This window comes from Paramesorhizobium endophyticum (assembly GCF_014640615.1).
In the GTDB taxonomy this organism is placed as follows: Bacteria; Pseudomonadota; Alphaproteobacteria; order Rhizobiales; family Rhizobiaceae; genus Paramesorhizobium; species Paramesorhizobium endophyticum.
The window spans coordinates 172,792-185,104 of sequence record NZ_BMHH01000007.1; the positions used below are offsets into that span (position 1 = coordinate 172,792).

Annotated in this window: 15 protein-coding genes; 8 read left to right on the plus strand and 7 right to left on the minus strand. The window is 59.7% G+C overall.

Features of this window, described 5'->3' with window-relative positions:
• The first annotated feature begins 90 nt into the window (after positions 1 to 90).
• The 4 genes from IEX53_RS10930 (at position 91) to IEX53_RS10945 (ending at position 4,222) form a co-directional block, all read left to right on the plus strand.
• Positions 91 to 1,260, plus strand: coding sequence for a porin (locus IEX53_RS10930; protein ID WP_188824195.1), 1,170 nt, complete (start codon positions 91 to 93; stop codon positions 1,258 to 1,260).
• Between the two features lie 285 nt (positions 1,261 to 1,545).
• Positions 1,546 to 2,463 (plus strand): tyrosine-type recombinase/integrase, encoded by a 918-nt coding sequence (locus IEX53_RS10935; RefSeq protein ID WP_373288630.1) that lies wholly within the window; start codon positions 1,546 to 1,548, stop codon positions 2,461 to 2,463.
• 281 nt (positions 2,464 to 2,744) lie between these two features.
• Positions 2,745 to 3,851, plus strand: coding sequence for a pyridoxal phosphate-dependent aminotransferase (locus IEX53_RS10940; protein WP_188824197.1), 1,107 nt, complete (start codon positions 2,745 to 2,747; stop codon positions 3,849 to 3,851).
• A 14-nt stretch (positions 3,852 to 3,865) separates the two neighbouring features.
• A complete protein-coding gene (locus tag IEX53_RS10945; RefSeq protein ID WP_188824198.1) occupies positions 3,866 to 4,222 on the plus strand; it encodes a DUF423 domain-containing protein in 357 nt (118 codons plus the stop codon).
• 49 nt (positions 4,223 to 4,271) lie between these two features.
• Here the strand turns inward: IEX53_RS10945 and IEX53_RS10950 are convergent, their stop codons facing one another.
• From IEX53_RS10950 to IEX53_RS10975, 6 genes are all read right to left on the minus strand, one after another.
• Positions 4,272 to 4,934, minus strand: coding sequence for an antifreeze protein (locus IEX53_RS10950; protein WP_188824199.1), 663 nt, complete (start codon positions 4,932 to 4,934; stop codon positions 4,272 to 4,274).
• Between the two features lie 155 nt (positions 4,935 to 5,089).
• Positions 5,090 to 6,097 carry an endonuclease/exonuclease/phosphatase family protein gene (locus IEX53_RS10955; RefSeq protein WP_188824200.1) on the minus strand — a complete coding sequence of 336 codons (1,008 nt, stop codon included), beginning with the start codon at positions 6,095 to 6,097 and terminating at the stop codon, positions 5,090 to 5,092.
• Between the two features lie 141 nt (positions 6,098 to 6,238).
• The gene (locus IEX53_RS10960; RefSeq protein WP_188824201.1) at positions 6,239 to 7,741 is read right to left on the minus strand and encodes an AMP nucleosidase; all 1,503 of its coding nucleotides are present in this window, start codon (positions 7,739 to 7,741) and stop codon (positions 6,239 to 6,241) included.
• Between the two features lie 55 nt (positions 7,742 to 7,796).
• Positions 7,797 to 7,964 (minus strand): hypothetical protein, encoded by a 168-nt coding sequence (locus tag IEX53_RS10965; RefSeq protein ID WP_188824202.1) that lies wholly within the window; start codon positions 7,962 to 7,964, stop codon positions 7,797 to 7,799.
• Complete coding sequence (locus IEX53_RS10970) at positions 7,961 to 8,107, minus strand: hypothetical protein (RefSeq protein WP_188824203.1); 147 nt, start codon at positions 8,105 to 8,107, stop codon at positions 7,961 to 7,963. The genes IEX53_RS10965 and IEX53_RS10970 overlap by 4 nt, the downstream gene beginning before the upstream one ends.
• 180 nt (positions 8,108 to 8,287) lie before the next feature.
• The gene (locus IEX53_RS10975; RefSeq protein ID WP_188824204.1) at positions 8,288 to 8,776 is read right to left on the minus strand and encodes an SRPBCC domain-containing protein; all 489 of its coding nucleotides are present in this window, start codon (positions 8,774 to 8,776) and stop codon (positions 8,288 to 8,290) included.
• A gap of 48 nt (positions 8,777 to 8,824) precedes the next feature.
• Here IEX53_RS10975 and IEX53_RS10980 point away from each other — a divergent pair, with 48 nt between their 5' ends.
• Both IEX53_RS10980 and IEX53_RS10985 read left to right on the plus strand, forming a co-directional pair.
• A complete protein-coding gene (locus IEX53_RS10980; protein WP_188824205.1) occupies positions 8,825 to 9,148 on the plus strand; it encodes an ArsR/SmtB family transcription factor in 324 nt (107 codons plus the stop codon).
• Between the two features lie 93 nt (positions 9,149 to 9,241).
• A complete protein-coding gene (locus IEX53_RS10985; protein ID WP_188824206.1) occupies positions 9,242 to 9,943 on the plus strand; it encodes a glutathione S-transferase family protein in 702 nt (233 codons plus the stop codon).
• Between the two features lie 125 nt (positions 9,944 to 10,068).
• Here the strand turns inward: IEX53_RS10985 and IEX53_RS10990 are convergent, their stop codons facing one another.
• Positions 10,069 to 10,416: a DUF2147 domain-containing protein gene (locus IEX53_RS10990; RefSeq protein ID WP_188824207.1), complete on the minus strand. Its 348-nt coding sequence runs from the start codon at positions 10,414 to 10,416 to the stop codon at positions 10,069 to 10,071.
• Between the two features lie 307 nt (positions 10,417 to 10,723).
• On the opposite strand from IEX53_RS10990, the gene IEX53_RS10995 reads away from it, so the two are divergent.
• Together IEX53_RS10995 and IEX53_RS11000 are read left to right on the plus strand one after the other, a co-directional pair.
• Complete coding sequence (locus IEX53_RS10995; protein ID WP_188824208.1) at positions 10,724 to 10,990, plus strand: SEL1-like repeat protein; 267 nt, start codon at positions 10,724 to 10,726, stop codon at positions 10,988 to 10,990.
• Positions 10,991 to 11,011: 21 nt separating this feature from the next.
• A complete protein-coding gene (locus IEX53_RS11000; RefSeq protein WP_188824209.1) occupies positions 11,012 to 12,163 on the plus strand; it encodes a porin in 1,152 nt (383 codons plus the stop codon).
• Positions 12,164 to 12,313: the final 150 nt, after the last annotated feature.

Consider the following 12,313-nt stretch of genomic DNA (forward strand, 5'->3'; position numbering starts at 1 on the left):
AAAGATGGCCACACTGAGGTGGAAATCGCTAATCAATTGATTCAACTTACGTTTTTCTCCTGCCTCCGACTCTAGACTGGAGGTCAGAAAATGAACATCAAGAGCCTTCTCCTCGGCTCCGCTGCGGCCCTTACCGCAGCCTCCGGCGCGCAGGCCGCCGACGCCGTCGTCGCCGCAGAGGCGGAACCCGTTGAATATGTTCGCGTCTGTGACGCCTATGGCGCGGGCTACTTCTATATTCCGGGCACCCAGACCTGTTTGCGCATATCCGGCTATCTGCGCTACGACATCGGCGTCGGCGATGCGCTGGGGATGACCGCGATCGATCGCAGGGGCAACCGCCTGATCAATCCCGGCGCCCCGGTCGATCTCCCGGAAGACGCGGATCTGGATTATCACGACACCTGGAACAAGCGCATGCGTTTCGCGCTGCGCACACACACCGCCTCCGAGACCGAACTCGGCACGCTGCGCACCTATACCGAGACCCGCTTCCAATGGGACACAAATGACAATCAGTCGAATCTGCTGACGGAAATCAACGAGCGCGACCAGGGCTGGGGCGCTTGGGCAGAGAATGATCCTGTCACGCTAAATTTCGCCTATATCGAGCTGGGCGGATTGCGCATCGGTAAGGACGAAACCGCGTTCCGCACCTTCCTTGGTTATGCCGGCGGCGTCATCAACGACGATACGCTGGAGAATCTGGGCTACGACACCACCCTCATCAGCTATACGTTCACCGCCGGCAACGGCATCTCTGCCATCGTCTCGCTCGAACAAGGCGAGGGCTGGTACACGATCGACAGCTATACGCCCCATGTCGTGGTCGGCGCCAAATGGGCGCAGGGCTGGGGTTCGTTCGGCGTCGTCGGCGGCTATGACGCCAACATGGAAGAATACGCGATCAAGGCCCGCGCGGACATAAACGTCACCGACGCCATCTCGCTGTGGCTGATGGGCGGCTGGCAGTCCGATGGCAGCCTCGCCAACTACCGCGACAATTTCTACGCCTCATGGGGCGGGGATTGGATCGTCTGGGTCGGCGGCAGCTACCAGTTCAACGAGCAGACAGCGTTCAACGCCCAGTTTTCCTATGACGACTTCAAGGAAATGGCTGTGGCAGCCAACGTGGCCTACGAGCTCGTGCCCGGTCTGACGATCACGCCCGAAGTCCTCTACGTCAAGGAATCCAAGGAGCTTACCGGCGGTAAGGATGATTATTGGGGCGGCATCCTCCGCTTCCAGCGGTCTTTCTAGAAATCACTCAAGGGAACGCTGGGGATAAGCTCCAGCGTTCCTCTGCTGATAATGCGTTCACGAAAGTGAAAGCGAATGTCGAAACCAATTTGTGAGGTGATACATAGATAACTGAAACTTTGATCTATTTGGGGGAAGTACCAACGAGAGGTGGGTTATTTCGTTGGATGCGGGATCATGGATGATGCAAATACAAAGTTTAAGTAAACGAGACTTGTTTTTCGTTAATACATTCGTTAACTCTTCCTTCAATACTTTGTATTTAGGGAGGCGTTGATGGTTATTATGAAAAACAATACCATCGGAAGCAGTGAGACTTATACGCCTATCATAGGATATAATCTCAATTACACAGCTTCCCAGAGTGCAACCCACAGGCTGGTCAATCAGCATTCGCTCGCCGAACTGGCAAGAAGGTATCTCAACATTCTATGGGACGACGGGTCCCACAAATACAATGTGAAGTCCTTCCTCGGCGAGATCGATGAGATATTGAAAGGCGAGCGGTTCAGCGGCTTCAGCCAGGAAATGCTCGACCGGGTCATCGGTACGCTTCGCGAACGCGGCAATAGCAATGCCACCATCAATCGAAAGATGGCGGCGCTGAGCAAACTGCTGCGAAAGGCGTACAAGATGGGCGAAATCTTCAGCCTGCCGGAGTTCATCCGCCAGAAAGAGCGAGCGGGACGCATCCGCTTTCTCGAGTATGACGAGGAGCAGCGGCTGTTCGCGGCCATCCGAAGCCGCTGCGAAGATAGCTACCGCCTCTCCATCTTCCTGGTCGACACGGGCTGTCGCCTGGGCGAGGCCATCGGCCTGACCTGGAACGATATCCAGGACCACCGCGTCACCTTCTGGTTCACCAAATCCAATCGCAGCCGCACCGTGCCCATGACCCGGCGCGTGCGCAAGGCGCTTGATATCCCGCACATGGGACGGAAAGGCCCATTCGCGATGCTCAACCAGATCCGCTACCGCGCCATCTGGAACGAGGCGAAGATGGAAGTGGGCCTGGGCAAGGACGACCAGGTGGTGCCGCACATCCTGCGCCACACCTGCGCCTCGCGGCTGGTGCGCGGGGGAATCGATATCCGCCGCGTGCAGATGTGGCTGGGTCACCAGACGCTGCAGATGACCATGCGGTATGCGCACCTTGCGACGAATGATCTGGATTCGTGCGTGAAGGTGCTGGAGGTGCGGTAGTTTGAGAGGCCGGCGGAACGGCGCCCCCCTCTGCCCTGCCGGGCATCTCCCCCGCAAAGGGGGAGATTGGCTGACATATCGCTCCGCTCTTATCCTGCGACGTTGGCGGTTAGTAGCACCCGTTCATGAAAGCGTAATCTCCCCCCTTGCGGGGGAGATGTCCGGCAGGACAGAGGGGGGCGACATAGAGCGCCAACGTTTCCATTAGCGAATCTCCCTCTATAGCCACGATAGACCAATCCATGGTAGCGAATGCCAGTTCGCTCTCTCGGGTTCCTCTCATGGCCATTCCACGTTTCACCCCGCTCGTCGGGAAACTCCCCTCCACCGTCCCGTTCGTCGGCCCTGAGGCGCTGGAGCGACTACGCGGGCGGCCTTTCGCGGCACGGCTCGGGGCGAATGAAAACGGTTTCGGCCCTGCCCCGTCGGTTATCGCTGCGATGCAGGCGGCGGCGGGCGATGTCTGGAAATATGGCGACCCGGAGAATCACGAGCTCAAACAGGCGCTGGCGGCTCATCTGGGCATAGGGCCCGAAAGCATCGCCGTGGGTCCCGGTATCGATTGCCTGCTGGGGCTGGTCGTCCGGCAATATGTCAATCCCGGTGATGCGGTCGTCAATTCGCTCGGCGGCTATCCGACCTTCAATTTCCATGTCGCGGGTTTCGGCGGGCGTATCGTCACCGTGCCCTATCGCGAGGACAGGAGCGACCTTGACGGGCTGCTTGATGCGGTGAAGCGCGAGGGGCCGCCGCTCGTCTATCTCGCCAACCCCGATAATCCGATGGGAACTTGGCTGGAGGCGGATGCGGTCCAGCCCTTCATCGAGGCATTGCCGGAAACCACGCTGCTCATTCTCGACGAGGCTTATGGCGAGACCGCGCCCGCCTCGGCCATTCCGCCGCTCGATGTCGCCAGGCCGAATGTGCTGCGGATGCGGACTTTTTCGAAGGCCTATGGGCTGGCGGGGATGCGCTGCGGCTATGCCATCGGCGCGCCGGACCAGATTACCGCTTTCGACAAGATACGCGACCATTTCGGCGTCCCGCGTTTGACGCAAGTCGCAGCGATGGCCGCGCTGAAGGATCAGGCTTATCTCGATGAGGTGATCGGCATGATCGATGCCGCGCGGCGGCGGATCGCCTCGATTGCGACGGCGAACGGGCTTGCACCTATCCCCTCCGCCACCAATTTCGTCACCATCGATTGCGGGCGGGACGGCGCGTTCGCGAAGCGAGTTCTCGATGCGCTGATCGAGCGCGACATCTTCGTGCGCAAGCCCGCCGCACCGATTCTCGACCGCTGCATCCGCGTCAGCGTCGGGCCGAAGGCTGAACTCGATCTTTTCGAGGCAACATTGCCGCTTGCGCTTGCGGCGGCGGACATCTGACAGGGGGTACGAACATGGCCAGGGAACTCTACCGCCCCTTCGCGCTTCTGGGAGCCTTGAGCGGCGCGGCGGCCATCGCGGCCTATGCGGCTTCCGCCCATGGCGGCAGCGCCAATCTCGGCACCCTCGCGCCACTGCTCCTCGGCCATGCGCCGGCCCTGCTCGTGCTGTCCCTGCTGGCTCCGGGCAGGATGGTGGCAAGGCTCGGCGGATGGGTGATCCTGCTCGGGCTCCTGCTTTTCACCGGCGATCTCCTGATGCGAGATCTCACCGGCGACAGGCTCTTCCCCTACGCCGCGCCGTCAGGCGGAACGCTGATGATGCTCGGGTGGGTGATTGCGGGCGCGGGGCTGATGACAAAGGAGACATAAAAAAAACGGGACTCTACGCCCCGTTTTCATTGCATAGAGCTTTGAAGCCTTACGACGTCTGCTTCAGCCGTGCATTGCAGAGGCTGTAGAAGCCGCCACCCTTCTGGATCCACTTCAGACCACCGAGCGTATTGGCTTCCTTGTTGGCGTAATATTGCTCGAGGCAGGTGTGCATCCGTGCCTTGGCCGGCTTCTCATTGGCGAATTTCGGAGAAATGGCCCTCGGGAAGCTGACGCCAGCGGGGACGTTGACATTGGCGGCTGGCGCTGCTGGCTCCTGCTCGCCATCGGTGCTCAGCGCAACCGAATCCGCGCCCGCGCCGCATTCGGCCTTGCGGAACTGGTTCCACTTCATGCCGTTGAGCCTGCCGGCGATCTTGGCGGCTTCATATTTCGCGCTGCACTCCAGACGGCTCAGGCCCTTGCCGGAGGCTGCGCCTGCGGCAGCGGCGGCGCCAGCCGTGGCGGCAGCAGTACCAGCGGCGGAGCCTTGGGAAGCGGCGCCGGCGGCAGCATCTTCGGCTGAGCCGCACTCGGTCTTGCGGAAATCATTCCACTTCACGCCGCCCAGCGTCCCCGCCTCCTTGGCGGCCTTGTATTTCACGCTGCATTCCTTCATCGTCAGCGCATTGGCTGGGGATGAAACAGTCAGGGCAGCCGCGCCCATGATGAGGGCAGCGCCGGCCAGACTTGCGATGGATCGAATAAGCATTTCTCGGTTCTCCGTGATCAGGATGCGGCAACTGTGCACCCCTGCCAGTTTTTCCGTCAATAAACGTATATATTCAAGGTAAAATTTGTGTTCACGGCTTTAAACTACGTGACCGGCAGCGAAGATAAACTTACATTACATAAGTAAAACTGAATTTACCTGGTCATGACGGTCTGCGTGACCGGCTCGTCCGGCGCCCGCGGCGGCTGCGGCAAGGAGAAATCGAGCCGGACGGGGAGATGGTCCGAGGCGGCGGGGTAAAGCGCGGTGATCTTGGCGACGCGGACATCCGGGCTTGCCAGCACCTGATCGATCGGCAGGCCGACATAGCGGGTGAGACCGGCAGGGAGTTGGCGCAGCGCGAAGGATGGGCCGATGCCCGAGACATGATGGGTGCCGCTGGCCGCCTCGATGCGGCGCACGGCGTTGCTCCAGGGAACGGCATTGAAATCGCCAACGATGATGAGCGGGGCGTCCTGCCTTGCCAGATATGGCTGCAGAAGGGCGATGTCCTCCGGCTGGCCGAAAGGCCAGGGCCAGCGCAGATGCAGCGCAACGACCGAGAGGGGAGCCCCGCCAAGGTCGAACCGGGCGAAAGCCATGATGCCATTACCCGCGCAGCCGGTCCCGCTGCCTTCGGCAAAGGGACGGCGCGAGAGGATGGCGACGCCCCAGCCGATACTGCGGCAAATCTGCTGGTAGGGATAGCGTCCCTCCAACAGCTTCAGCTTCTCCGCCCATTCGTCCGAGACTTCCTCGAAGGTGATGATATCGGGCTTTTCCCGCGCGATCATCCGCAGCACTTCCGCCGGAGCGGGATTGTTGTAGAGCAGGTTCAACTGGATGAGGCTGTAAAGCGCCTCGCCCTTCTCCCCGGCCTCAGCTTTTGCAGCGCCGGAGAGCAGCCCTTGCGCTGCGCCCAGCGTTGTGGCGAAGGCGCTCGCCGAGAGAAGGAGAACCATTGCCGCCTCGCGCCAAAGCGCCGTGAAGAACAATGGAATGGCGAGCAAGCCCATCAGCACTGCGATATGCGCTCGGAAATGGGTGAACGAATCGAGCGCCGGATGCAGACGGCCCAAAAAGCTCAGCACCAGCGGCACCGAAAGCAGCAGCGCGGCGGCGAGCAGTAGGAAGGGGAAAAGAGAGGGGCTTTTTGGGGTCATAACGCGCAGTAAAAAGACGATTGCGGCTTGGAGATGGCTAAACGAATACAGAATGACGATGAAATGCGGGATTCAACCGCTCGCACAATTCCATCCGTCGCCCCAAGCACCCCCTCACCGTCCGCGACCGGATAACGCCCTTTACTGAAACGCCGTCTCGAAAAAGCTTCGCAATTTGCGCGAATGCAGGCGTTCCGGGGGCATGGCGCGGAGTTTTTCCATGGCGCGAATGCCGATCTGGAGGTGCTGCGCCACTTGCCGCTTGTAGAACTCGGTCGCCATGCCCGGCAGTTTCAATTCCCCATGCAGCGGCTTGTCGGAAACGCATAGCAGCGTGCCGTAGGGGACGCGGAAGCGGAAGCCGTTGGCGGCGATGGTGGCCGATTCCATGTCGAGCGCCACCGCGCGCGATTGCGACAGGCGCTGCACCGGGCCGCGCTGGTCACGCAGTTCCCAATTGCGGTTGTCGATGGTGGCGACCGTTCCGGTGCGCATGATCCGCTTCAGATCGTAGCCCTGCAGGCCGGTGACCTCCTCCACCGCCTCCTCCAGCGCCACCTGCACTTCGGCGAGCGCCGGCAGCGGTATCCAGACCGGCAGATCGTCGTCGAGCACATGATCCTCACGCACATAGGCGTGGGCGAGAACATAGTCACCAAGTTCCTGCGTGTTGCGCAGTCCTGCGCAGTGTCCGAGCATCAGCCAGGCGTGAGGCCTCAGCACGGCGACATGATCGGTGATCGTCTTGGCGTTGGAGGGGCCGACGCCGATATTGACCATGGTGATGCCCGACTGGTCCGGCATGACAAGGTGATAGGCAGGCATTTGCGGCAGGCGATGCAGGGGGAGGCCGATGGAGGGCGCATGATCGCCGGCGAGGGTCACGAGATTGCCGGGCTCGACGAATTTCTCATATCCGCCGCCGCCTTCCGACATCAGCTCGCGCGCATAGGCGCAGAATTCATCAACATAGAACTGATAGTTGGTGAAGAGAACGAAGTTCTGGAAATGCTGCGGGCTCGTCGCCGTATAATGCGCGAGGCGATGCAGCGAATAGTCGACGCGCTGGCCTGTGAAAGGCGCAAGCGGCATGGCCTCGCCGGGCGCAAGCTCATAATCGCCATTGACGATGCGGTCGTCAGTCGCCGCGAGATCGGGGACGTCAAAAATGTCGCGCAGGGGGCGCGAGAAGGCATCGGCGACCGCGCCCTTGATATGCGTTCCCTCGAGGAAGGCGAAATGGATGGGGATCGGCACCAGCGATTCCTGCACCGTAACCGGAACGCCGTGATTGCGGATCAGCAGCCTGATCTGCTCGTGCAGATAATCATCGAACAGGTCCGGCCGGGTGATCGTCGTGGAGTAGGCGCCGGGGGTCGAGACATGGCCGAACGCCAGGCGGGAATCGACATGGGCGAAGCTGGAGGTCGAAAGCCGCAATTCGGGATAATAGGCGCGATAGCGCTGCTCGCCCCCCTCCCCTTGCGCGATCCTGTCGAAGGCATCGCGCAGGAACGCGGTGTTACGCTCATAGAGTGCGCGCAGGCAATCGACCGCCGCACGGGCGTCGGTGAATTGCTCGGACTCCTGGTGGGGTGGCGTTTGAATGCCGGGGCGATGCAGTTTGTCGATTCGATTTTCCATGCGCCTTATAATAGGGCATGATTTTGAAAAATTGCAGACAGTGCTGAAGTTTCGTTTATCCGGCGCGCTGGATGCTGACGAGAAGAACGAGCCCTGCCCCTTGAATGCCCGGCGCCTTGTCCCCCTGCACCGCGGCGAAGGCGCCGACCGGGCCGACGAGAACCACGGCAAAGAGAGCCATACGCAGAAAAAGGGCAGCGGAGGCGCGCATCCTGGCCGTCATTGCAAGGCCGTCCCGCTGCTTTCGGTCACGTCAAAAAGCGGCTTCTGGGCGCTCGCCTTGCGGGCCTCATGCACGATGCCGCCGGTCAGAATGGCAAGCCCCATGAGAAACAGACTGAAAATGGTAAAGCGCCGCAGCAGCATCGAGATCGTCCTTCGTTTCGTGTGGCATAATCTTGTCCGAAAAGTCTGCAACTTTTCGGGATTATGCCCGATGATCTCAGGGATAGCCGATCGAGGCTGAATGCATGCTGAGAGCGCCGTTCATCCGCCGTTCAAACATTTTGACGTGAGGTGGAAGCCGCCGTCCTTTTTATATCCCGCTTAATGGGGTTTCGGCTCGCACCCAACATCGCCTTTCAATTCATGCGGATAAAAGCCCTGGCGCAGATTGATGCCGTGCTCGACGAAGGCTTTCATGCAGCACAGCATCTGCGTCCAGCCCTCGCAGTTTTGATATGAGGCGCGCTGGCCCTGCTGGTCGTCGCGCCATCCGGTTTCGGCAATCGTGACCAGGGTTGCGCCGTCTTCGGCCGGCTCGAAATTCATTTCGATCCGCGTTTTGTATGCGGGCTTGCCGTCTTCCCCGTTCGGACCATCCCAGCGCAGCACGATGCGCTTGTCGGCGGAAACCTCATCGACCTCCACGGGAACCTCACCCCACCAGACCACCGTCGTTCCGGGGATGAGCGGCGCGCTCGCACCCTTTATCGTGGTAAAGTAGCCGCTGAGTTTCGTGGGGTTCACGACAGCGTCGAAAACCGCGCCAACCGGCTTTGCAATGCGCGCTGAAACTTTGAATTCGGGTTTCATGATCGATCTCCTGTTGATTGACCCGACAATATGTTATAAAAACATAACATGTCAAGTGATAGCAAAGAAGACCTGATTTTCAAAGCGCTGGCGCATCCGCGCCGGCGGCTCATGCTCGATCGGCTGAAGGACGAGCCGCAAACGACCGGAATGCTGTGCGATGCATTTGCGGATATGGATCGGTGCACAGTGATGCAGCATCTCAAGGTGCTGCAGGAGGCCGAACTGATCATCGTTCGGCGTGAGGGGCGCGAGCGGTGGAACCACCTCAATTCTCTCCCGATCAAGCAGATTCATGACCGCTGGATCAGCCAATACGCCACCCATGCGTTGTCCATTCTCGACCGCATGAAATGTGACTTGGAAAAATAGCCTCTCGTAACGATCTACAGCTTGGACCCGAATTGATTGCGGCTTTCGAAAATTCTAAACCTACTCATCGCAATCTACCCTCAGGAGATTTTCATGACGACGCAGACAAAGCCGATCGAACTTTATTACTGGCCGACACCCAATGGCCACAAGATCAGCATCATGCTGGAGGAACTGGGCGTTCCCTATGAGGTGAAATACGTCAATATTGGCAAGGGCGACCAGTTCAAGCCGGACTTCCTGAAGATCGCGCCGAACAACCGCATGCCCGCCATCATCGATCCGGAAGGTCCGGGCGACGAGCCGATCTCGGTGTTCGAATCCGGCGCCATCCTGCAATATCTCGGGCGCAAGTTCGGCAAGTTCTACCCCACCGACGAGCGCAAGCGCGTCGCCACCGAAGAATGGCTGATGTGGCAGATGGGCGGGCTCGGCCCCATGTCCGGCCAGGCGGGCCATTTCCGCATCTATGCGCCGGAAAAGATCCAGTACGGCATCGACCGCTACACCAATGAGGTCAACCGGCTCTACGGCGTGATGAACCGCCGCCTCGAAGGCCGCGATTATCTGGCGGATGAATATTCCATCGCCGACATCGCCTGCATCGGCTGGATCAGCGCCTACAAGAACTACGATCAGAATCTGGAAGATTTCCCGAACCTGAAGCGCTGGTTCGAAACCGTAACCGCCCGCCCCGCCGTCCAGCGCGGTCTGGCCTTGGGCAAGGAAGCGAAAACCAACCTCGCCGAGGATAAGGGCGCGCAGAAGGTACTGTTCGGGCAGAAGGCGCGGTAATATGGCGCGGTAATATATAGAGCTACCTGAGCGGCAGTTTTTAGATGCCGCTCAGTCTATGCTCGCTGCGCCGCCATCGAAGCGGCTTGCAAACCGCCTCGATGGCGGCGCAACAAGCAAAACGCTTACTGCCGCGTCAGGCTCTCGCTCTTGCAGATCAGGCCGCCCATCACACAGCCCGAGAGCGAGAGCGTGTTGCCCTTCACACTGGCCTTGCCGGTATAGGTCTTGCCCTCGTCGAGCTTGTTGACCTTGCCCTTATAGGACCCGTCCTTGCCCGACATGGTGCCGATGGACTTTCCCTTATACTCGCCCGTCATCACCGTGCCGCAATAGGTATCCGCGCCGCAGGAATCGTATTTGATGATGGTGCCGTTCGGCCGTTTCCATGTGCCGACGATCAGCTCGGTGGCTGCGGCCTGCTCGGCAGCGAGCGTGAAAATGGCGGCTGTTGCAAGCAAAATCGTGCGCATTTTCTGGTTCCTCCCAATTACGCATACGTAAAAGTAAACGAAGCCGGTGGTGATGCCAATCGAATCTTTGGTTAGCGCACGGTTGATTTTGGCTTGTGCTATTTTACGCGATTTTTCGGAAAAACCCCGGAAAAGTCCGGAGCATCATGTTTAACGCAAGTATAATTTTACCTCCCGTTCGGATTTTGTTTGGCCGTGGTTAAGCATCGTCCTTAACGGCCATTTCAAGCCTGTCTGGCAGTCTCATAAGCACAAAAAGAGCACCGGGCTGAACCGGATGTTCGATGTAAAACAGGGACTTGGACAGATGGCACGGTATGAACTTCGCGGCACGGAGGCGGGCGCCATGGATGCGCCCGCTCAAGGAGACATCCTCTTCGAAATGGGCATGATGTATGCCACGGGCCGCGACTGCGACGTCGATCTCGTCGCCGCGCACAAATGGTTCAACATTGCCGCGATCAAGGGCAATGAGCGCGCCGCAATCATGCGGAGCGAGATCGCCACCAGCATGAGCAAGCTTGATCTGGCCACCGCACTGCGCGCCGCCCGCGAATGGATGACGACGCACTGAGGCATTTCCAGGAGATGAGAAATGAACATCAAGTGCATTCTTCTCGGTTTCGCCGCGGTTCTGACCGCGGCGTCCAGCGCCGGCGCCGCGGACGCCACCCATGCTGCCGCGGCCCCTGAGCCGGAACAGAACGAATATCTGCGCGCCTGCTACACCACCGGCGCCGGCTACTTCTTTATCCCCGGCACCGAAACCTGCCTGCGCATCTCGGGCTATATCCGTTTTGACGCTGCCGCCGGCGATGCGCTCGGCCTTCACGGTGTCGACCGCCGGAGGTTCTATGGCAGCGAACCCGAGGAAAGGCTGCGCGACACCTGGAACCTCAGCACACGCTTTGCGCTGCGCACCCACACGGCTACCGCGACGGAACTCGGCACGCTCTACACCTATACCGAGAGCCGCTTCCAGTATGACACGACCAGCGTGCCCTACACCATTGACGGGCCGGACGGCTCGCCGGTGGAGGAACGCAACAGCGCCTGGGCCAATTTCGACACCACGACGCTGAACTTTGCCTATATCGAGCTTGGCGGCTTGCGCCTCGGCAAGGACGAGACCGCGTTCCGTACCTTCCTCGGCTATGCCGGGAATGTTGTTAATGACGATGCGCTGGAGCCTTATGGCTACGACACCATGCTCATCAGCTACACCTTCAAGGGCAGCAATGGCCTCTCCGCCATCCTCTCGCTCGAGCAGGGGGCCGAGGATTACACGATCGACAGCTATATGCCGCATGTCGTCGGCGGCCTGAAATATACCCAGGGCCGCGGCTCGATCGGCGCCGTCGTCGGCTATGATGCAAATTTCGAGGAATATGCGGTCAAGCTGCGCGCCGATTACAATATCAGCGACTCCCTCTCCGTCTTCGCGATGGGCGGCTGGCGCTCCGATGGCGACATCGAGCACCGCAACCATAATTTCTACGCGTCGTGGGGCGGGGACTGGATCGGCTGGGTCGGCGCGAGCTATGCGGTGAGCGACAAGGCGGTCGCCAATTTGCAGGTCTCCTTCGACGACGCCAAGGAACTGGCCGTCGCCGTCAACCTGGCCTATGAGCTCGTGCCCGGTTTCACGGTCACGCCGGAAGTCGTCTATCTCAAGGAGTCCGAAAGCCTCAATGGCAATGATGACGGTGTATGGGGCGGCGTCATCCGCTTCCAGCGCTCGTTCTGATCCCGCTTGGAGCAGGACGGGGCGAATGTAGCGCCCCGTCGCCATATGTAAAATGCAATCAATTTAGTTGATGATTTCTAAATTCAATCTAAAGTAGAAGTTTATTTAGCGCACCACCATAAGGCGCGCGCTCAAGCTCATGTAACTATT